This window comes from Clostridium sp. YIM B02551, from assembly GCF_022324735.1.
Classification (GTDB): domain Bacteria; phylum Bacillota; class Clostridia; order Clostridiales; family Clostridiaceae; genus Clostridium_T; species Clostridium_T paridis.
The window spans coordinates 105,966-128,920 of sequence record NZ_JAKGTF010000005.1; the positions used below are offsets into that span (position 1 = coordinate 105,966).

Sequence of the window (22,955 nt, forward strand, 5' to 3'; positions counted from 1 at the left end):
TTCGTAGGCTTTTGCATATCTTCTTTTTTTATATATCCATTAAGCCATATTCCATTAATATCTCTTCTAATCTATCCTGTGACATTGGCTTAGGAATTACGAACAACTGATTTTCGTCTATTGCTTTTGCTAAAGCTCTATATTCATCTGCCTGATCTGCTGTATCATCAAATTCTATTACTGTTTTCTTATTTATCTCAGCTCTTTGAACCATATTATCTCTAGGAACAAAATGAATTAATTGGCTTCCAAGCTCTTTAGCAAATGCTTGTAATAGGTCTAACTCCCTATCAACTTTTCTGCTGTTACAGATTATTCCCCCTAGTCTAACTCCACCAGTGTTTGCATACTTTTGAATACCCTTAGCTATATTGTTAGCTGCGTATAGTGCCATCATCTCACCTGATGCAACTATATATATTTCTTGTGCTTTTCCTTCACGAATTGGCATTGCGAAACCACCACATACAACGTCACCTAAAACATCATAGAATACATAATCTAAATCATCTGTATAAGCACCTAGTTGCTCTAGCATATTGATTGATGTGATTATTCCTCTGCCTGCACATCCAACTCCTGGTTCTGGTCCACCTGATTCAACACACTTAATTCCACCAAATCCTGGCTTTAATATTGAATCAAGATCAACATCATCCCCTTCTTCTCTTAAAGTATCAAGAACACTTTTTTGAGCAAGTCCTCCTAGTAGTAATCTTGTAGAATCTGCTTTTGGGTCACATCCAACAACCATTATCTTCTTTCCCATAGTTGCAAGCCCTGCTGTTAAGTTTTGTGTTGTTGTTGATTTACCAATTCCACCCTTCCCATAAATAGCTACTTGTCTCATATTACCTTCCTCCTCTTAAAAATAATATTTATCTATAAACTCCTCCAATTATATGGAATAAATTTATATATCTTATATTTTTTTCTATAATAGAGTAAATAAAAAAGAAGTCCGCAATTTAGTAAAATACTAAAATTGTAGACTCCTTTGTCTTTAAAAAACAGACTTCCTTGCCCAATTATATTTTTAATAATAATTAATAGTTTTTAAGCAAATTCTATTAACAATAGTCATATATTTTTGTTTTTTTCTCAAGAATTATTTATATTTTTTATGCTAACATATAATTTTTCCATTTACAATAGATATTTTTCTAATTTTTTTATTAGTTTTTTTGTTAAAGTTAACAAATATAATATTTATGCCAATGTAAACATTTATATAACTTTCATATTTTTTCATAAAATAAAAGCTGTCACAAATATTTTGTGACAGCTTTTCTATAACAATTATTCTACAACACTAACTTTTAATAGGTTAGTAGTTCCTATGTTTCCTGCTGGAACTCCTGCAGCTAACACTACAGTTTCTCCCTTATTAACCATTCCTGCTTGTTCAACTACTTGAACTGATTTATCCATTATATCATCTGTTGAAGTTAGTTTTTCAGAAACTATTGGATAAACTCCAAAGCTTAATGCTAACTTCTTAGCAACAGTTTCACATGGTGTAACTGCTATTATTGGACAATCTGGTCTACATTGAGAAATTCTTCTTGCTGTAGCACCTGATTGAGTTGAAGATATTATAGCTGCAGCTTTTAATTCATGAGCAGCATTGCAAGCAGCTCTTGAAATAACTCCTGCTATAGCTGGTATATGTTTCTTAGCTGTAGATCTAGCCATTTCATAGCTTAATTTCTTTTCAGCTTCTATAGCTATTTTAGCCATAGTTTCAACTGCTTCTACTGGCCAGCTTCCGTTAGCTGATTCTCCTGAAAGCATTATTGCATCTGTACCATCTAATATAGCATTTGCAACGTCTGAAACTTCTGCTCTTGTTGGTCTTGGATTTCTTATCATTGAGTCTAACATTTGAGTTGCAGTTATAACTGGCTTACAAGCAGCATTACATTTTTCAATTATCATTTTTTGAACTGCTGGTACCTTTTCTATTGGAATTTCAACCCCAAGGTCTCCTCTAGCAACCATTATTCCGTCAGAAACTTCGATGATTGAATCTATATTGTCAACACCTTCTTGGTTTTCTATCTTTGAATATATTTCTATGTCGTCTCCGCCATTTTCCTTTAATATTTTTCTTATAGCTAAAACATCTTCAGCTTTTCTTATAAAGGAAGCAGCTATTAGGTTTACACCTATTTCACAACCAAATTTTAAATCACTTGCATCTTTTTCTGTCATTGCTGGTAACTTAATTGAAACTCCTGGAACGTTAACTCCTTTATGAGTACCTACTAAACCTGTATTTTTAACAACACAGTCAATTCTATTACCTTCTACAGATTTAACTTCTAGTCCAACTAAACCATCATCAATTAATATGATGTTTCCTGGTTTAACATCATTTGCTAGTCCTTCATAAGTTACAGAACATTTAGTAGTATCACCTACTACATCTCCACCAGCATATATTGCGAAATTTGATCCAGCTTGTAATTCAACCTTGCTTGGTTCAAATTTTCCTGTTCTTATTTCTGGTCCTTTAGTATCAAGTAATACAGCAATTTGCTTGTTGTATTTCTTAGCTAATTCTTTAACTTTATTAATTCTTCCTGCGTGCTCTTCATGATCACCATGTGAAAAATTATGTCTTGAAGCATTCATTCCTGCTTCGATAATTTTAGAAAGTATTTCGTCACTTTCACTAGCTGGTCCAATTGTACAAATAATTTTCGTTTTTCTCATAGATAACATTCCTCCGTTTTCTTTTCCAAAATGCATTAAATAATAAAAATAAAAAATAAATATTTAAAAAGCTCTAGGCTCTTAAACCAAAATTAATTTGATAATGCTTCTGATATTTTAAATAATTGGTCATCAAACTTTCTTTCCATAGCTAATGCTTCATCTATATCATCATCGATTACTTGATTGTTTCTTAATCCAATAACTCTTGCTGTTTTTCCTTCTAGTAAAACTTCAACAGCTCTATGTCCAAGTCTAGATGCTAGTACTCTATCAAATGCTGTTGGACTTCCACCTCTTTGAATATGTCCTAATATAGTTGCTCTAGTTTCTATTCCAGTTATTTCTTCAATGTATTTAGCTAGATCGTCTGCTCCGCCAACACCTTCAGCAACTAGAATTAAATTGTGCATTTTTCCGTCTTTTTTACCTTCAAGTATTTGTCTGCATAGTTCATCTCTGTCAAATCCTTTTTCAGGTATTATTATTGATTCTGCTCCACCAGCAACACCAGCGTATAAAGCTAGATCTCCACAATTTCTTCCCATAACTTCTACAACAGAAACTCTTTCATGAGAAGTTGAAGTATCTCTTAATTTGTTTATTGCATCTAAAACTGTATTTAATGCTGTATCAAAACCTATAGTGAAATCTGTATAAGCAAGATCGTTATCTATAGTTCCTGGAAGTCCAACTGTTTTAACTCCTAGTTTTGATAAAAGTTTTGCTCCAGTGAAAGATCCATCTCCACCTATAACAACTAATGCATCTACTCCATAAGTCTTTAATATTTTAGCTGCTCTTTCTCTAACTTCCTCTTTTTTAAATTCTAAACATCTAGCTGTTCTTAAAACTGTTCCACCTCTTTGAATTATATCTGAAACTGAACGTCTATCCATTGGAGTAAGTTCTCCATTAATAAGACCTGCATATCCTCTTTGTATTCCTACTACTTCTAGTCCGTTATGTATTGCTGTTCTTGCTACTGCTCTTATTGCTGCATTCATTCCTGGTGCATCTCCACCACTTGTTAATATAGCTATTTTCTTCATTTTATTTGCCTCCTTATACTTAAGGGACGCACAAAGTCCCACATATGTTAAATTTTGCCCACCCATTGTACAAAAAAATATTTCATCATATTTTTTTCACAATATAATGTCTAATATATAAATTTCTCCAAAATTCCTAAAAAATCTACAGATACTGAGTCAAATATATTTTACTTAATGTTTGAATTATTTTCAAGTTATTTTCATATAATTTAAAATGTTTTAACACAAAAAAATTTTTTCACTAGTTTCATTAACTATATTTTATCCAACCCTATACTTTATTATGAATAAGTAATATTTAAATAAATTTATTTTAATTCAATAAATGTAATATTATTCTGTCTTGTGTAATCTTTGGTTAATAAGAGGATAGATGCTATATTATTCATATACAATCTATCCTTCTCTTATTTATTCAACTAACTTTACATTATCTTCACCAAACTTTTTCCTCAAATATTCTAGTGCCCCTTTTTCTGTATCAACCCAAAGTTCCCTAGCTAATCTATAGCTTTGTCTCTCTTTTGCTGCAAATATATAAAGAGGTGTTTCACCTTTAAAATCATTTAATAAAATTTTTAATATCTTATTAATTTCTCTAGCTTTTTCCATATTTTCAACTTTCAGATAAATCTTATCTGAATTTATTTTTTCTAAAGGAGTTATATCTTCACAGAGTAACTTAGGAACATCTTCTTCACTAATACTTACTCTTCCTCTTATAATAACTAATGAATCTGTATTTATTAATTTATTTACCTTTTCTAGAGTTTTGGGGAACACAATAACCTCCATAATTCCTGTTAAATCCTCTAACTTAACAAATGCCATCATGGTATTATTTCTAGTTACTTTTCTACTTACTTCGCTAATTATCCCGCCTATAACTACTCTTGTCCCATCTTCTATTCCTCTATTACTTAAACTTTCCATAACAGGAGTTATTTCTGTATCCATGCCCTCTTCTAGAGTCTGATTTGTGGCTAATATCTTATTTATTGTGGTTGTAGTCTGCTGATTTAGACTCTCCTTATAATCATCTAGTGGATGACCGCTTAAGTATAAGCCTGTCATTTCTTTTTCCATTGCCAATATATGATTCTTCTTAAATTCATTTATTGGAGGATATGTTACTCCTGGACTTTCGATTTTTTCTTCTAATCCAGAAAATAGATTTATTTGCCCATCTATATTTCGCTTTTTATCTCCCGCTACAGAATCCATGACTTTCTCATATACTGCAAGCAATCTAGATCTATAAACTTTAAATCCGTCTAGAGCTCCTGCTTTGATCAAACTTTCTACTGCCCTCTTATTTATTGCTGAGAAGTCTTGCTTGCTTATAAAGTCTTGAAGTGAAATGTAATTACCTTTTTCTTTTCTTGATTTCACAATTGACTCAACGACATTATATCCTACATTTTTAATAGCTGCTAATCCAAATCTAATTGTGTGGCCCTTAACAGTAAATTTCGAAAAACTTTCATTTATATCTGGAGGTAAAACTTCTATTCCAAAGCTTTCAGCAAGATTTATATATGAAGCAACTTTTTCATTAGCTCCCATTATAGAGTTCAATGTTGCTGCAATGTATTCTACTGGATAATACCTCATTAAGTATGCTGTTTGATATCCTACAATGGAATATGCCGCTGAATGACTCTTATTAAATGCATAACTAGCAAAATCCATCATTTGGTCAAATATCTTATTCCCAGCCTCTTCTGATATTCCATTTCTTATACATCCAGGAACTTCAACATTTCCATTTTCATCTGTAATTCCATATATAAAATTCTTTCTTTCCTGCTCCATAACACTATGTTTTTTCTTCGACATGGCTCTTCTAACCATATCTGCACGTCCTAAAGAGTATCCACCAATCTTTCTAACTATCTCCATAACCTGCTCTTGATATATCATTACGCCGTAGGTTACATCAAGTATACTCTCTAATTCAGGGGTTATATAGCTTACTTTATCTGAATGTTTCTTATTTTCAATATATCTAGGTATTTGAGCCATAGGCCCCGGTCTATAAAGAGCATTTCCCGCTATAATATCTTCCACAGAATCTGGCTTTAATTCTTTCAAAAAGCTTATCATCCCTGGAGATTCGAATTGGAACACACCTACAGTTTTACCTTCTCCGAACATCTTAAAAACTTCTTTGTCATCCAAGTCTATTTTATCTACATCAATATCTACGCCTCTATTTTCTTTAATCATTTTTATTGCATCATTCATTACAGTAAGAGTTCTAAGTCCTAAGAAGTCCATCTTAAGTAGTCCTAGTTCCTCTAAAGTATTCATATCAAACTGGGCTACTATATTATCTTCATTTTTCTGTAATGGAACATACTCTACTAGAGGTTTAGATGCTATAACAACTCCTGCAGCATGTGTAGATGAGTGCCTAGGTAATCCTTCTAAGTCTTTACTTACATCAATAAGATTTTTAACTCTCTCGTCACTTTCATATAATGCTTTTAATTCAGGATTTAAATCAAGTGCTTTTTCTATGGTGATTCCTAGCATTGTTGGAATCATCTTAGCTATTTTATCTACCTCTGCATAGCTATAGTTCATAGCCCTTCCCACATCTCTGATGCAGGCTTTTGCAGCCATTGTTCCAAAGGTAATTATTTGCGATACATTTTTCTCTCCATACTTTTCTACTACATAATCAATTACTTCCTGTCTTCTTTCATAGCAGAAATCAGAGTCAATATCAGGCATACTTACTCTCTCAGGATTAAGAAATCTTTCAAAAATCAATCCATACTTTATTGGGTCAATCTTTGTAATTCCTAGAGTATAGGCAACTATGGAACCAGCTGCTGATCCTCTACCCGGTCCTGTTGGAATACCATTTTCATTTGAAAATCTGATAAAATCCCAAACTATAAGGAAGTAATCCACATATCCCATTTGATTTATTACTTGAAGTTCGTAATCTAATCTATCCACTAGTTCTTTTGCCTTAGGATGCGCTTCAGAATATTCCTTCAAGCTCTCATAATTATATGTTTTCTCGTATTCATTGAATTCATCATATCTTTCAATAAGTCCTTTAAAGCAAACATCTCTTAAATATTCAAAAGCATCCTGTCCTTCTTCCAATGGAAACTTAGGGAGCTTTGAGTTATGAAATTCATAATTAAAATTACACTCATCAGCTATCTTTAAGGTATTTTCTAATGCTTCAGGAACATATGAGAACATCTCCCACATCTCCTTAGGAGATTTTAAATAGAATTGGTCGGACCCATATCTCATTCTATTTTCATCATCAACTGTTTTTCCTGTTTGTATGCATAAAAGTATGTCGTGAGATTTTGAGTCTTTTTGCTCTATATAATGCACATCATTTGTAGCAATAAGTGGTATACCAGTTTCTTTAGAAAGTTTAATTAACCCCAAATTAACTCTCTTTTGTTCCTCTAATCCATGATCTTGAAGTTCTAAGTAGAATCCTTCTTTAAATATATCCTTATAAATTAAAGCTATTTCTTTTGCTTTTTCATAATTCCCATTATTTAAAGCTGAACTTACTTCCCCTCCTAAGCATGCACTAGAAGCTATTAATCCCTCACTGTGCTCTCTTAAAAAATCATGATCTACTCTCGGTTTATAATAAAAACCTTCAATTGAAGCTTGAGAAACTATTTTCATTAAGTTCTCGTACCCTACTTCATTCTTTACCAAAAGTACTAAGTGATGTGTATTATTTTCACTATCTACGTTTTTTATATGCATAGATTTTGGAACTACATATATCTCACAACCTATAATTGCTTTTATTCCAGCCTTTTGAGCTTCTTTATAAAAATTCACACAACCATACATAACACCGTGGTCAGTTATGGCTATGGACTCCATTCCTAATTCCTTTGCCTTATTTATCATCTTAGATATTTTCCCTGATCCGTCTAAAAGGGAATATTCTGTATGTAGATGCAAGTGACAAAATTTCTTCTCTTCCAATCTATCACTTCCTTTCTTAGAGTTTTAAGTTTTTCATTAAAAACTCCCTATCTTCTATTTTAGACAAAAATCGAACTAATTAAAATACTTATAAAGCAAAAAATCAGCCTAAGCTGATTTTTATTATGATTTATTTAATTATACCTTAAATATATCTACATTTTCTTTCATTACTACAGTCATTTCATTAAGCTCTTGTGAAGTTGCATATAACTCTTGTGATGATGCAGTCATTTCTTGGGTTGCAGATGAAATTTCTTCTGCCGAAGAAGATATTTCCTGAGAAATATTTGCTACTTCTATACTTTTCGTCACTATAATATCTTTTTGAGAATTAAGTAATTCAACATTTTCATTTGCCTTTCTTATTCTAGGCGCTATTTCTCTAATTGAAGAAGATATCTCTCTAAATGCTTCAATGGAACCATTGATAGCTTCCTCTTGATCTTGAAGCTCATCGTTCATCTTTTCACTGGTTGTTGAAATACTATTTGTATCCTTTAATATATTATTTGCTATGTTAAAGATGTTATCTGAAGCAACCTTACTCTTTTCAGCAAGCTTTCTTACCTCATCAGCTACAACTGCAAAGCCTCTTCCAGCTTCTCCTGCTGAAGCTGCTTCAATTGCTGCATTTAAAGCAAGTAAATTTGTTTGTTCAGATATTCCTTTTATCATCACTGTCATTTCATTTACTTTTAGCATATTGTTATTCATCAATTGTATTTTTTCATTGAAATTATTAAATGTGCTTTTCAATTCCTTAAGGCTATTTATTACCTTTTCCATTGAGACATTAGAATTATTGGCCTTATTATCAATCCCCACTGTCATTCTATTTATGTTTTCAAATTGACTGGTTATTCCATCAAGATCATTACTAAATTCATTAACCACTTCAACTATTTCTGATAATCTATCTGCTTGTCCCTTGCTTCCTTCTGCAACATTATTAATAGAATTTGCTACATTTTCAGTTGATGCCACAAAATCTACAGATGTGTTTGAGAGCACTTCTGACTTTTCATCTATTATTGAAGCATTTGATTTTATTAAAGTAATAATATCTGAAATATATCCTTGTGTAGTTCCAATTGCTTTCTCAATTTCAGCAATTTCATCATTTCTTCTTAAATGCTTTTCGTCAATTTTAAAGGTTAAATCTCCATTTGAAAGACTTTCAATATGCTTCTTTATTCTTTTAAGTTTTTTAGATATTACATTTATTATTATAACTGCTACAATTGCTGCTAATATTAAAGCAATTACTCCTACCATAAGTAGCCTATCAGTCATATTTCTTACTTCTTTTAGTATTCCTTCTTGATCTAAATATAGTCCGAAAGACCATCCTAATTCTTTTATTGAACCGTAAGCTATCATATTAGTTTTTGAATCCTGCTTATAGTTTTCTATACCTTCCTTGCCTTTAATCATATTGTTTTGAATTTTTACTAAATCACTGCTACCAATAGTTTGCCCAAAACTTTTACCTATTTTATTTTTATCTTTATATACTTCAATGTTTCCCTTTGAATCTATGATAACTCCAGTACCATTCTCCATAACATCTTTATTTACAATTCTATCAATCTCTGGTTCATATCTATTTACAACCAAAACTTTAGAAATACTTCCGTCTGCCACAATTGGTACTATGTATTGAAATATTATCTTTCCTTCTGAGTCTACTCCCGCTTTTCTAACTACTCCTTGTCCACCTAATGCTCCCTTAAAAAAATCCATGTCATCTATTTGTCCAGTGGTATCATCACTAAAAGTTACTTTTCCGTTTAAGTCTGCTATTCCAATTGAAATATGATCTTTTGATTTCTTTTGAGACTCTAAAAGATTCTTAATTAGCTCCCAAGAATCTCCATCCTTCAATATCTTATTATTGCTTATTCCCCACATATTAGTCAGATTCTCATTGATTAAGCTATTGATACTATTAGTCTTTTCTTTACTTAATACTTGCAAATATCTTTTAGAATTTTCACTAATATTCTTCTTTGATTCACTCATAGCAATATACGATAATCCAAGTACTAATAAAATTATAATTGTCATAATTGGAACAAGAAGCTGTACTTTTATAGTTTTGCCAAGTCTCATTTTTCATCCCCCAAGCTATACATAATAAATTACCAGAGTAAATTATTTATATTTTCATTTGATTCTCCTAGATTGTACAATGAAAAAAAGAAAAAGTGCATGTAAATTATGCACTTTTAACCTTATTTAACTTAGCGTAACATTTTTCAACAAAAACTTAATATTAATCAATTAAAAAGATTTGTTTTCTCTTAACTCTTCTGCTATCTTTTCAATTTTTCTAAGTCTATGATTTATTCCAGATTTTCCAACTGGAGGATCAAGCATTTCTCCCAATTCCTTTAAGGATTCATCTGGATAATTTAATCTAAGCTCAGCAATTTCTCTTAAATTTTGGGGTAATCTCTGTAGTCCTATTTGATTTTGAATTAATTTTATACTCTCCACTTGTCTCACTGCCGCATTAACTGTTTTACTTAAATTTGCTGTTTCACAGTTTACAAGTCTATTTACATTGTTTCTCATTTCTTTCATTATTCTTATATTTTCAAGTTCTAACAAGCAGGTATGTGCTCCTAGTATATTAAGGAGGTCTACAATCTGCTCGCCTTCTTTTATATATACAATAAAGCTGTTTTTTCTTTGTATAACTTTAGAGTTTAAGCTAAACCTATTAATTAATTTACTTAAGTCCTTAGCATATTCTTCACTATGTGTAACAAATTCTAGATGATAAGTCTTTTCAGGATTAGATATACTTCCACCGCCTAAGAATGCACCTCTAATATATGCTCTTGCCTTCTCATCCTCATTAACCATTTCTTGCTCTATTCCATAGCTTAATGACATAACAGAGTCTACTTCTTTAAATATTCCTGTTTCATACAACAAGTCCTTTACTCCCATCTCTTCTGTCATTACAATCATATATATATTATTCTTCTTTAAAGCATTCCCTTTCTTTACCATAAGTTTTGAGTGTATATCAAAATGCTCCTTAAGAAGAGAAAAAATCAACCTTGCTGCGCCTGGATTTTCTGTAGTAATCTTAAAGCTTATTTGTCTTCCGCTAAAAGCTAAAGTACCACTTACTTTCATAATAGCTGAAAGTTCTGCCAACGCTTCTTCTCTTGTAATATCTTGATATCTGCATATTTCGCCTTTAACTTTTGATGAAAATGATGACATAGTCTCTCCTTTCAAAATATTATTTTTAACCACAAAAATATATTTTATTATAGCATAGAGGATTTTAATAAGGAATTCTCATTTTAAAAATTTTAATCAAAGGGACGTATTGTTTGCCACGGCAAACAACACGTCCCCTTGGTTTAATAATTATATTTTTTTATTGCTCTCTTCCTTCAAACGTTGAGATAGATACATATATTCAATGATTTTCTTCTTATCAAATAGAAGTGATTTTTCCATAACTGTAGTCATTATTACTCTTGCTAATTCTTCATGATTGTGTCTTACAACATCATTTGTGTAGTTAATTAAATTTGCTTCTATTATTTCTATTCCCATTTTGTTTATTGCATCTTTATCTAGTGCAACTATGTCAGAACCTTCCTCTTTATATTTAGGCGAAAGATTTTTAGGTAATTTCTGAACATTTGCAATTACATAATCTACTATATCTCTTCCGCAGTGTTTATATAAAGTTTTTAAATGATCAGATACTTTAAACCCATCCGTTTCTCCTGGCTGAGTCATTATATTTGAAATGTATATCTTTAGCGCACTACTTCTTCTAACATTTGAAGCTATCTTTTTCACCAATAAATTTGGTAAAACAGAAGTATATAAACTACCAGGGCCCATTATAATTGCATCCGCTTCTCTGATGGCTGTTATGGCCTCCTTCAAAGGCTCTGCATCCTCTGGTTCTATCATAAGCTTTTTAATTTTACTATTTTGTTTTAATGCCTCTTCTGGAATTTGCGATTCTCCCTCAACTATGCTTCCATTTTCTAAGAGTGCCTTTAATCTCATATTCTCAAGAGTTACTGGCACAACCTTACCAGTAACTGCGAGTACAGAACTCATTTTCTGAACGGCATCCTCAAAGTTATCAGATATACCATCCATTGCAGCTAGAAATAGATTTCCAAAACTTTGATTTTTAAGTCTTCCATCCGTAAATCTATATTGTAGTAAATTCTCCATAAGAGGTTCCATATCTGCTAATGCAAGTATACAGTTTCTTATATCTCCAGGAGGAAGAATTCCTAAATCTTCCCTTAAATCACCAGAACCGCCCCCATCGTCAGCTACTGTTACAATTGCAGTTATATTAGAAGTGTAGTACTTTAATCCTCTAAGCATTGTAGAAAGTCCAGTACCTCCTCCAATTACAACAATTTTAGGACCCTTAATCAATAGTCTCTTTTCATAAATTAAGTTTTCAATCTTCTGAGAATCTAATGAAACTTTTATATATCCTTTATTAATTAATGCTATTATCCCTCTCATTACCTCTGTTGCAGATACATACAAAACAAATATTCCAGTTATATTTAAGAATATATAAAATACTTTATAGTAAAAATAATATGCTCTATGAAATGCTAACTCAGTAAATCCAAAGGCAATAAGTAGTACCCCAAAGATACCAAATAGTATCCACCTTTTCACCTTAATACCTGGCCTAAGCCAATCTAAAAACTTCATAGCTTCTTTGCTCCCTTATTTACATCTTCATGTATATCTCTATGTTCGATTGATGCCTTATAATTTAATTTATTTAATCTCTCATATATTTCATTTGCTATTGCTACTGATCTATGTCTACCACCAGTACAACCTATAGCGATGATAAGCTGTCGTTTTCCTTCCTTTATGTAATTCGGTATTAGAAATTTTATCATATCTTCTAGTCTCTCTAAAAAACCTTTTGTTTCTTCATGTTTAATTACATAATCTCTTACTGGTTTATCTATGCCTGAATATGGTTTTAATTCTGGTATATAGAATGGATTAGGAAGAAATCTAACATCAAACACCAAATCTGCATCTACTGGTATTCCATACTTAAACCCAAAGGAAAGTACTGTAGTTGAAAGCTGTCTTTCAACTTCTTTTCCAGTTCCATAATACTCATTCATCTTTTCTCTTAAGTCTTTGATTGCATACTTAGATGTGTCTATTATTAAGTCAGCTCTATGCTTTACTTCAATTAGTTTATTTCTTTCTAGATTTATTCCTGTAATTACTCTTCCATTTTGAGCTAATGGATGGCTTCTTCTTGCTTCCTTAAATCTTTTTACTAGGACATCATCTGATGCGTCTAAAAAGAGGATTTCATATTTAAATTCTTGTCTTTTCAAGTAATTCAAACTTTCAAAGATATCATCAAAGAATACTCCACCTCTTATATCTATAACCAATGCAACCTTATCTATTTTTCCTTCACTTTGTACACATGCTTCAGCAAATTTAGGAATAAGTTTAGGTGGCAAGTTATCAACACAAAAATATCCTAAATCTTCAAGATTTCTAGTAGCCTCGGTTTTTCCTGCTCCCGACAGTCCTGTTACAATTACAAATCTCATAAGCCTCCTGATTTCTTTTACACTAATTAAAAATCAGGAATTCACCGTCCTTTCTCAAAAGATTTTCTTGTATAAAATTATATCATAATTAGAGTTCTTTGTAGTTATATTTATATTAACTAAGATGACATTTATACTTTAAAACAATAAAAACTAGAGAGACTTAATAAAACACTTCAATCTCTCTAGTTTTTATTTATAAATTAGTATTATTTTAGGCTATTTATCTTCACCTAATATCCTAACTTCTGTATGGAGTTCTACCCCAAATTTTTCCTTCACAGTCTTTTGAACATGATGTATAACATCAATGATATCTTGAGCTGTTGCTTTATCTTTGTTTATAATAAACCCAGAATGTTTTTCAGATACTGCAGCTCCTCCTATTGAAAAACCCTTTAGACCTGAATCTTGAATTAACTTTCCAGCGAAATAACCTTCTGGTCTTTTAAATGTACTTCCCGCTGAAGGATATTCTAATGGCTGCTTCTCTTCTCTTCTTGACGTAAGTTCATTCACTCTAGCTTCTATTTTATCTTTATCACCATTAGCAAGTTCAAAACATGCTCCTAAGACTACATTTCCTTCTTCCATTACAATAGAACTTCTGTATCCTAGCTTTAAATCTTCCTTATTTAGCTTTATTATATTGAAATTATTATCAATAATTTCTGCCCATTTAATTACATTAGAAATCTCACCATCGTAGGCACCTGCATTCATAAACACAGCCCCTCCAACACTTCCTGGGATTCCACAAGCAAACTCAAAACCAGTTAAGGAGTTATCTAGTGCTAGTTTTGAAACATCTTTTAATAAAGCTCCACAATCTGCATATATTAAATTATTTTCTATTCTTATGTCTTTAAGATCAGTAAGTTTAATAACTACGCCTCTTATTCCACCATCTTTTACTAATAGGTTTGAGCCATTTCCAATTATATAATATGGAATTTTTTCTAAACTACATAATTTAACAATCTCTGCAACTTGTTCTTTTTTTCTTGGACTAACTAAAAAGTCTACAGGTCCTCCAACTTTAAAATAAATGTGTTCACTCATTGGTGCATCTATTTCAATATCAGATTTGTCTAATATTTTCTCCAGCGAACTTAATAGGTTATGGTATTGATTCATTTCAAAACTCCTCTTGTTTAGTAATACTCCAATATATAAGTATAATTAATATTTATAATTTTAACAAGTTTTATATTATGCGTTTTGTATTTCTCTCTAAATACATTATACGGTTTTGTTATAACTTGTGTTAAGGTTCCTATTATATTTTAATTGCCACTAAAGTACTTTTTTATACTTTCAGCTGCTTTTTTATCTATTCCAGGCGTTTCTAAAAGATCATCTATTGAAGCTTTTTTTATATTGTCTACACTTCCAAACTTCATAAGGAGATTCCTTCTTCTCTTTTCTCCTACAAAAGGTATATCCTCTAAAATGGAATGAAGGGTTCTTTTATCTCTTAATGATCTATGATAGGTTATAGCAAATCTATGAACTTCATCCTGTATTCTTGTTAGCATATGGAACAAATTTCCTCTTCTTGCTATAATAATTTCTTCATTATTATAAATAAGACCTCTTGTATTATGCTTATCATCTTTTACTAATCCGCATACAGGAATTTCAATTCCATATGAATCCAATACTTGAAGTGCTATATTAACTTGCCCTTTTCCTCCATCCATAAGAATCAAATCTGGAAAAACTGAAAACTTTCCCCCTGCTAATGTGAGCTTTCTTTCTTGAATCTGTTTTACTTCATCTAACCCATGACTAAATCTTCTTGATAAGACTTCTCTCATACTTTCATAATCATTTGGTCCCTGTACAGTTTTAATTTTAAATCTTCTGTAATCACTATTCTTAGGCTTTCCTTCTTCAAAAACTACCATAGTTCCTACAGAATCTACTCCTTGTATGTTAGATATATCATAAGCTTCTATCCTCATAGGCAGTTCATCTAAATCAAGCAGTTCTCTTAATTCTTCCAAGGAAATCCTATTTATTTCTTTCTCACTTAAAATCTTATCCTTAAATTTCTCTAATGTCATTTTAGCATTTTCTTCAACCATCTGCAAAAGTTCTAGTTTCTCACCTTTTTTTGGTATCTTGATCCAAACTTTAGAACCTCTTTTTATTGTTAAAAATTCTTCTAATAATTCTAACTCTTCAATTTCAGGTAGATAAATATTTTTTGGTATTTGTGCCGTTCCACCATAAAAACTAGTAATAAACTGATATAGTACTTCACTCTTGTTATAGTCTGCTTTGTCTTCAAAAACAAAATGTTCTCTTCCACTTATCTTGCCATCTCTTGAAAAGAAAATTTGAACACAACAATCTTTACCATCACAGTAAAGGTTGATGTAATCTTCATCTCCTTCTCTTACCGTAAACATCTTTTGTCTTTCTATTATGTTCTCTATAGCTAAAGCTCTATCTCTAAGCTCTGCAGCCTTCTCAAACTCTAATTCACTTGATGCTACCTGCATTTGTTCTTTAAGATCCTTTATGATCTTTGTATCCTTACCATTTAATATATCAATTATTTCCTTAATCATGTTTCCATAATCTTCTTTAGTCTGATATCCTGCACAAGGAGCTTTACATAGCTTTATATGATAGTTCAAACAAGGCCTAGTTTTTTCTCCTCCTTCTATTATGGATCTCTTACATGTTCTTAAGGGATATATCTTCTTAATTAAATCTATGGTTTCATAAACTGATGTGGCATTTACATATGGTCCGAAATACTTATTCCCATCTTTAGCATAATTTCTTGTTACATACACTCTAGGGAAATCCTCATTTGTCGTTATTTTAATAAACGGATAAAATTTATCATCCTTTAGCGCAATATTGTACCTTGGACTATATTTTTTTATTAGATTACATTCTAATAACAATGCTTCCATTTCTGAATCTGTAACAATATATTCAAATTCAGTTATGTTACTCACCATTTTTCTTACTTTCTCTGAATGATTTTTATTACTTTGAAAATATTGTCTTACCCTATTTTTTAAGACTTTTGCCTTCCCAACATAAATGACTTCTCCCAAGGAATTTTTCATAATATAAACTCCAGGTTTGTCAGGAAGGTTTTTTAAATGATACTCAAAGTCAAATATAGAAATCACCTCTTCCGTTTATTGTCCTAGTGAAGCTTTCAATACTGAACCCGCTATCTGTGCAGCAACTCCGCCACCAGCACCTCCATTTTCTACAATTACTGCTATTGCATACTTTGGATTATCTACAGGCGCAAACCCAATAAACCATGAATGAGGGTCTGTTCCCTCCACACTTGTTTCTGCTGTTCCTGTTTTACCTGCAGCATTTAAGCCTCTGAAAACGCCCCAATCTCTATTTATTCTTCCATCTATTAGGCTCTTCATATAATCTTTTATAATTGCATCATCCCCACTTGATATAGGATTTGCAATTTGTTTGCTCTGAATTTCTCTCACAGTTTTTCCATTCTTATCTACAACTTTATTTACTAATTTAGGTTCCATCATAATTCCATTATTTGCAACAGCTGATGCAATTAATGCCATTTGAAGTGGAGATGCTAAAATTGAACTTTGACCTATACCTGTTTGTGCTATATTCCCCTTTTCACTTGCATTTAATGTTGGAAAAGAGCTTTTATTAAATGCAATTCCATCTGAAGGCAGTGATTTATTAAATCCAAAATCCTCAGCAGTTTTCTTAAGCTTATCATTCCCTAATTCCATAGCTAGTGTTCCAAATACTACGTTTGATGAATACGCTAAAGCTGTTTTTAATGAAAGCGAACCATAAACATTATGGTCTAAGTTCCAAAGCTTGCTTCCATCTGGGAAATCTATTTTCCCAGTATCCTGGAATGTTCTACTTGTAACTCCAGGTATATTTTCCAATGCTGATGTTAATGTTATTATCTTAAATGTAGACCCTGGCGCATACATTCCTGAAACAACTCTATTTATTAGGGGGAAACCTGAACTAGCTCCCGAATTAGCAGTTTGCATTGCTTTATCTAGATTATTAGGATCAAAAGTAGGATTAGAAACTGATGCAACTATTTCCCCTGTTTTTGGATCTAGTACAACAACTGCTCCTTTACGGTTTCCTAATGCTTGCCATGCTGTCGTTTGAATCTTTGTATCTAAGCTAGTAACAAGCGAATTTCCTATAGCTTCTTCTCCTTGACTAGTTCGATTATTAAATACTTCCTTAATGTTTAGTTTACTTAAAATACTATTAATTGACGCTGATATTTTATCGTAACTTCTTAAATCTTTGTCATATAAATATTCTAACCCGCTTAACCCGTATTTCTCGTTTGAATATCCTAAAACATGTGAATATAAAGATCCATATACATACTTTCTTTCTTGAGTTAATGTTCCGGTCTTCTTACTTTCAGTAAGAGCTGTCATATTTCTATCATAAATGGTTCCTCTTAGAACCTTATTTCTTTCCGCCCATAATCTCTGATTTTCAGGTTTCTCAGCTATTGCAGGTGCCTTAAATGCCTGAAAGTATGCAATATATGTTATTAAGGCTAAAAGTAAGAAAGCGAACACTATCATTACTTTTTTTATACTTGCTTGTGTATCCTTCATCCTTTAACCCTCCTCTGATATTTTCTGAAGCATTCCTAATGCCAAGAAAATTGTAAGCATTGAGCTTCCTCCAGCACTTATAAGCGGAAGGGTTATTCCTGTAAGTGGAATAACTGCGAATACTCCTCCAATTATAACCAATACTTGGGATGCTATCATTGCGGAAAACCCTACTGCTGCTAGTTGAGAGAATCTATCTTCTACTTTAATAGCCGCTCTCATTCCTCTATAAAATAATAAGAAATATATTATTAATATTCCTATACCAAAAACCATTCCAAATTCTTCACAAATAATTGCAAAAATGTAGTCAGAAGTATTTACTGGAACAAATGCTGGATAGCCTTGTCCAAGCCCCGTACCAAACATTCCGCCCGAAGAAATAGAAAATAGTCCTTGAACTATTTGATAACTTTCATCATTGGCGTATTGCCATATATTCTGCCATATAATAACTCTTTCTCTTACATGCCCAAACAAATAATATGATGCTACTGCTCCTGCTGCAAATAGTACTAGACATATTAACACATACTTAACTTTTGATGATGCTACATAAAGCATCGTTACTGTGATTCCAAAAAACAAGAGTGCAGAACCTAAATCTCTTTGGAGCACCATACAGCCAATAGATGCCATACTAACAAGTGCCGGCTCTATTAATTGTTTGGCATCTCCTATTAAGTTTTTCTTATCTACATAATCCTTTAGAGATGTTCCTAAGTATAGTATTAGGAATATCTTTCCAATCTCTGATGGCTGTATACTTATTGGTCCAATTATTACCCAGTTCTTTGCTCCATACTGTACCTTTCCTATTAATAAAGCCATAGGCATAAAAACTGCTACTGCACCCAAATAATAGTACTTATATTTATAAAAGCGCTTAAAGTCAGGTAATAAAACTGTAATTAATACAAAAGAAGTTATACCCAATACGAACCATATAACTTGTTTTATAGCTGTTTCAGTATTCAGCCTATATAGTACAGCTATACCAATTACTGATAATATCACTGAGAATATCAATAAAAACTTATCTCCATCTGGGAAAAACTTTCTTACAACAAAGTGTGCATATGCTATAAGTAATAATACTACGCCTCCCATTATAAGTGCCCCTATATCAATAGGATCTTTTAATAGTGCCAAATCACCAAAAAGAGCTATTGTCAAAAAGTATGTCATAAATAGTAATTTTCTTTCATCTCTTACTGTATTCATTTACTCACCTCAATTAAATAACCCTGAAAACTACAGATCCTATTTTTAATTCATCATTTACATTTAGTTTTGCTCTGCCATCAATTCTTGAGCCATTTAAGAAAGTACCATTAGTACTTCCCAAATCCTCTACATAAAAATTATTATTTCTTATAAATAACTTTGCATGATATCCTGATACAAATGAATCTGTCAAAACTATTGAATTATCGTCTCTTCTACCTATAGAAACTGTGTCTCTAATATGAATAAGAGTCCCTTGCTTTAAATTTGGATTATCTCCTGATGACTCTACTTCTATTCCATAAGATTTTTGTCCTTTTTTTGAAGCACCTCGTCTTTTATTTCCACCTCTTATATCTTTATTCATAATCTTCAGTGCATAATAAATAATAATATATAATATTATAATAAATAAAATTGCGAAGGCCCCCGCTATCAGTTTTTGAAAATTCATGTACTCACCCCTATTTAATTACTTCAATGTTATATAATGCGAAACTTAAAAATTATTATATAATCTATTAATATTTCTTAATTATTGATTTTAAAACATTTTTATGATTATATTTATGATTATACACTAAAAATTGCCCTAACATTGTAGAACGAATGATATATTTATTAAATTAATCTAAAGAAAATAAGGATATCCTAATTATTTCGGTATATTACATATAAATAGGATACCCTTATTGATGTATTTCATTAAAATTCTATATTCCTAAATAATAAATCTTTGATTACTTATAGATACTTTTTCAAATACTTACCAGTATAAGACTCTTCCACCTTCACTATTTGTTCAGGCGTACCTGTTGCAATTATTGTACCTCCGCCATCTCCACCTTCTGGTCCTAGATCTACAATGTAATCTGCACACTTAATCATATCAAGATTATGTTCAATTACAACCACAGAATTTCCTGCCTCAACTAATCTTTGAAGTATCTCCACTAGCTTACTAACATCATCTATGTGTAATCCTGTTGTAGGCTCATCAAGAATATAAAGAGTTTTTCCTGTACTTCTCTTTGAAAGCTCGTAAGCAAGTTTGATTCTTTGTGCTTCTCCTCCAGAAAGTTGCGTAGAAGGCTGCCCTAATCTGATATACCCTAATCCTACATCATGTAAAGTTTGAAGTTTGTTTTTTATTCTAGGTAAATTTTCGAAATACTTTAGTGCTTCTTCTACAGTCATATTTAAAACATCATCTATATTTTTGCCCTTATATTTTACCTCTAAAGTTTCTCTATTATATCTTTTCCCTTTACATACTTCACATGGAACATATACATCTGAAAGGAACTGCATCTCTATCTTTATTATTCCATCCCCAGAACAAGCTTCACATCTCCCACCTTTAACATTAAAGGAGAATCTACCAGCCTTATATCCTTTCATCTTTGATTCCGTTGTTTGAGCAAATAGCTCACGGATTATATCAAAAACGCCTGTATAAGTTGCTGGATTTGAACGTGGAGTTCTTCCTATTGGACTTTGATCTATATCAATAATCTTATCAATTGCTTCATATCCTAGTATTTCTTTATGCTCTCCTGGTACTATATTAGATCTATTAATAGTCTTATACAAACCTTTGTATAAAATTTCATTTACTAATGTACTTTTTCCTGAACCTGATACTCCTGTAACCATAGTTAATGCACCAAGTGGGAATTTCACATTAACATTCTTAAGATTATTTTCTTTTGCTCCCTTAACAGTTATAAAATTACCGTTACCTTTTCTTCTTTCTTTTGGAACCTCAATCTTCTTTTCACCTCTAAGATATTGTCCAGTAATTGATTCCTTAGAAGTCTCAATTACACTAAGAGGTCCTGCTGCAACTATATTTCCCCCATGCTCTCCTGCTCCTGGCCCAATATCCACTATAAAATCTGCTTCTTTAATAGTATCTTCATCATGCTCTACAACTATTACTGTATTTCCCACATCTCTTAAGTTCTTTAAGGTTGAGATTAATTTATCGTTATCTCTTTGATGAAGTCCTATACTTGGTTCATCTAAAATATATAGAACTCCCATTAAATACGATCCAATTTGGGTAGCAAGTCTTATTCTCTGTGCTTCTCCCCCTGATAAGGTTCCTGAGTTTCTTGCTAAATCTAGATAATCTAAGCCAACATCTTTAAGAAATTGTAATCTGCTTTTGATTTCCTTAAGAATTTGTGCAGAAATGACCTTATTCTTTTCTGATAATTCTATGGAATCAATATATTTTAACTCATCCTTTACTGATAACTTTGTAAATTCATTTATATTTTTATCTCCAACAGTAACTGCTAATGCTTCTGGCTTAAGTCTTGCCCCTTTACATTTAGGACAATGATTATTGCTCATATATTTTTCTATTTCGCCTTTTATTAAGTCAGAGTTTGTTTCCATATACCTTCTCTTTAAAGAAGTTATTTCACCATCAAAACTATGAGAATATATTCCTTTAACTCCATCCTTAACATATTCCACTTTTAATCTTTCGCCTTTTGTTCCATAAAGCAGAAGGTCAACAATATTCTTAGGCAAATCCTTTATTGGAGTATTAAGACTAAAATCATATTTTTCACTTAATGCTTTTAAAACTGCAAAAGTCCAAGCATCCTCTTTTAATCTTCCTTCTCCCCAAGATGCTATAGCTCCCTGCATTATTGATAATGACTTATCTGGAATAACTAAGTCCTCATCAATCTCTAATAATGTTCCTAATCCATCACAATAATCACATTTTCCAAAAGGAGTATTAAATGAAAATAATCTTGGCTCTAATTCATCTATACTTATTCCGCAATCTGGACAAACGAATTTCTCAGAGAATAATATATCTTCTCCACCCACCATATTTATAAGAACAAGTCCATCTCCTAGTTTAAGTGCCATTTCTAAAGAATCAGTTAATCTTCTCTCAATGTCATCTTTTATAACTAGTCTATCAACTACAGCCTCAATGCTATGCTTTATATTCTTCTCAAGCTTTACTTCTTCTTCTGTTAAGTCATAAATGTTACCATCTATTCTTGCTCTAACAAATCCATTCTTTTTAATTAGTTCTAATACTTTCTCGTGCGTTCCTTTTCTTCCTCTAACTAAAGGAGCTAATACTTGAATTTTAGTTTTTTCGCCTAATGCTATTACCCTATCAACTATCTGATCTACTGTTTGCTGAGATATTTCCTTACCACATTTAGGACAATGAGGTACTCCAACTCTAGCATATAGCAGTCTTAAATAGTCATAAATCTCTGTAACTGTTCCTACAGTTGATCTAGGATTCTTGGAGGTAGTTTTCTGATCTATAGAAATTGCTGGCGATAACCCTTCAATATATTCTACATCCGGTTTATTCATTTGGCCTAAAAATTGCCTTGCATACGCGGATAATGATTCTACATATCTTCTTTGTCCCTCCGCATAAAGAGTATCAAAGGCTAAAGATGACTTTCCGGAACCTGAAAGCCCAGTAAAAACAACTAATTTATCTCTAGGTATCTCTAAATTTACATTCTTTAAGTTATGTACCTTTGCTCCTTTTATAATTATCTTGTCTTTCATTTTTTCCTCCTGAAATATATCTATCTTTTTGTATTCTTGCCTAAAGTCATTATGTAATTCAATTCATTTGAATATGAACACTTGTTCGTATAATTAATATTTTATATGTTTAAAACTTATTAGTCAATAATTATAAAAAAATAAAAAACACATCCACT

Annotated in this window: 14 protein-coding genes; all 14 read right to left on the minus strand. The window is 31.7% G+C overall.

Annotation, left to right across the window (positions count from 1 at the left end; genetic code table 11):
* Positions 1-28: 28 nt before the first annotated feature.
* Positions 29-850 carry a nitrogenase iron protein gene (gene nifH / locus L1S47_RS07640; protein ID WP_202766945.1) on the minus strand — a complete coding sequence of 274 codons (822 nt, stop codon included), beginning with the start codon at positions 848-850 and terminating at the stop codon, positions 29-31.
* A 449-nt stretch (positions 851-1,299) separates the two neighbouring features.
* Positions 1,300-2,718 carry a pyruvate kinase gene (pyk, locus tag L1S47_RS07645; protein WP_238882985.1) on the minus strand — a complete coding sequence of 473 codons (1,419 nt, stop codon included), beginning with the start codon at positions 2,716-2,718 and terminating at the stop codon, positions 1,300-1,302.
* Positions 2,719-2,810: 92 nt separating this feature from the next.
* Positions 2,811-3,770, minus strand: coding sequence for a 6-phosphofructokinase (gene pfkA / locus L1S47_RS07650; protein ID WP_202766943.1), 960 nt, complete (start codon positions 3,768-3,770; stop codon positions 2,811-2,813).
* A 414-nt stretch (positions 3,771-4,184) separates the two neighbouring features.
* The gene (locus L1S47_RS07655) at positions 4,185-7,760 is read right to left on the minus strand and encodes a DNA polymerase III subunit alpha (RefSeq protein ID WP_238882987.1); all 3,576 of its coding nucleotides are present in this window, start codon (positions 7,758-7,760) and stop codon (positions 4,185-4,187) included.
* A 138-nt stretch (positions 7,761-7,898) separates the two neighbouring features.
* Entirely contained in the window at positions 7,899-9,875 is a 1,977-nt protein-coding gene (locus L1S47_RS07660; protein ID WP_238882988.1) for a methyl-accepting chemotaxis protein, read from the minus strand.
* 171 nt (positions 9,876-10,046) lie between these two features.
* Positions 10,047-11,003, minus strand: coding sequence for a DNA-binding protein WhiA (gene whiA / locus L1S47_RS07665; protein ID WP_238882990.1), 957 nt, complete (start codon positions 11,001-11,003; stop codon positions 10,047-10,049).
* 150 nt (positions 11,004-11,153) lie between these two features.
* Entirely contained in the window at positions 11,154-12,491 is a 1,338-nt protein-coding gene (gene yvcK / locus L1S47_RS07670; RefSeq protein ID WP_238882992.1) for a gluconeogenesis factor YvcK family protein, read from the minus strand.
* Positions 12,488-13,372, minus strand: a complete 885-nt coding sequence (gene rapZ / locus L1S47_RS07675; RefSeq protein WP_202766938.1) for an RNase adapter RapZ — start codon at positions 13,370-13,372, stop codon at positions 12,488-12,490. The genes yvcK and rapZ overlap by 4 nt, the downstream gene beginning before the upstream one ends.
* Before the next feature lie 219 nt (positions 13,373-13,591).
* On the minus strand, positions 13,592-14,509 hold the full coding sequence (gene murB / locus L1S47_RS07680; RefSeq protein WP_238882994.1) for a UDP-N-acetylmuramate dehydrogenase: 918 nt from the start codon (positions 14,507-14,509) through the stop codon (positions 13,592-13,594).
* Between the two features lie 149 nt (positions 14,510-14,658).
* The gene (uvrC, locus tag L1S47_RS07685) at positions 14,659-16,521 is read right to left on the minus strand and encodes an excinuclease ABC subunit UvrC (RefSeq protein ID WP_238883131.1); all 1,863 of its coding nucleotides are present in this window, start codon (positions 16,519-16,521) and stop codon (positions 14,659-14,661) included.
* Between the two features lie 18 nt (positions 16,522-16,539).
* Positions 16,540-18,003, minus strand: a complete 1,464-nt coding sequence (locus L1S47_RS07690; RefSeq protein ID WP_238882996.1) for a penicillin-binding protein 2 — start codon at positions 18,001-18,003, stop codon at positions 16,540-16,542.
* A gap of 3 nt (positions 18,004-18,006) precedes the next feature.
* Complete coding sequence (locus tag L1S47_RS07695; protein ID WP_238882998.1) at positions 18,007-19,227, minus strand: FtsW/RodA/SpoVE family cell cycle protein; 1,221 nt, start codon at positions 19,225-19,227, stop codon at positions 18,007-18,009.
* Between the two features lie 13 nt (positions 19,228-19,240).
* Positions 19,241-19,684: an FHA domain-containing protein gene (locus L1S47_RS07700; protein WP_238883000.1), complete on the minus strand. Its 444-nt coding sequence runs from the start codon at positions 19,682-19,684 to the stop codon at positions 19,241-19,243.
* A 290-nt stretch (positions 19,685-19,974) separates the two neighbouring features.
* On the minus strand, positions 19,975-22,797 hold the full coding sequence (gene uvrA, locus L1S47_RS07705) for an excinuclease ABC subunit UvrA (RefSeq protein ID WP_238883002.1): 2,823 nt from the start codon (positions 22,795-22,797) through the stop codon (positions 19,975-19,977).
* Positions 22,798-22,955: the final 158 nt, after the last annotated feature.

Excerpts from the sequence above, each read along its gene's own strand:
- uvrA (WP_238883002.1), bottom strand. The coding sequence starts at position 22,797 with ATGAAAGACAAGATAATTATAAAAGGAGCAAAGGTACATAACTTAAAG.
- L1S47_RS07700 (WP_238883000.1), bottom strand. The coding sequence starts at position 19,684 with ATGAATTTTCAAAAACTGATAGCGGGGGCCTTCGCAATTTTATTTATT.
- nifH (WP_202766945.1), bottom strand. The coding sequence starts at position 850 with ATGAGACAAGTAGCTATTTATGGGAAGGGTGGAATTGGTAAATCAACA.
- yvcK (WP_238882992.1), bottom strand. The coding sequence starts at position 12,491 with ATGAAGTTTTTAGATTGGCTTAGGCCAGGTATTAAGGTGAAAAGGTGG.
- L1S47_RS07660 (WP_238882988.1), bottom strand. The coding sequence starts at position 9,875 with ATGAGACTTGGCAAAACTATAAAAGTACAGCTTCTTGTTCCAATTATG.
- L1S47_RS07690 (WP_238882996.1), bottom strand. The coding sequence starts at position 18,003 with ATGAAGGATACACAAGCAAGTATAAAAAAAGTAATGATAGTGTTCGCT.
- L1S47_RS07695 (WP_238882998.1), bottom strand. The coding sequence starts at position 19,227 with ATGAATACAGTAAGAGATGAAAGAAAATTACTATTTATGACATACTTT.
- murB (WP_238882994.1), bottom strand. The coding sequence starts at position 14,509 with ATGAATCAATACCATAACCTATTAAGTTCGCTGGAGAAAATATTAGAC.
- pyk (WP_238882985.1), bottom strand. The coding sequence starts at position 2,718 with ATGAGAAAAACGAAAATTATTTGTACAATTGGACCAGCTAGTGAAAGT.
- pfkA (WP_202766943.1), bottom strand. The coding sequence starts at position 3,770 with ATGAAGAAAATAGCTATATTAACAAGTGGTGGAGATGCACCAGGAATG.
- whiA (WP_238882990.1), bottom strand. The coding sequence starts at position 11,003 with ATGTCATCATTTTCATCAAAAGTTAAAGGCGAAATATGCAGATATCAA.
- rapZ (WP_202766938.1), bottom strand. The coding sequence starts at position 13,372 with ATGAGATTTGTAATTGTAACAGGACTGTCGGGAGCAGGAAAAACCGAG.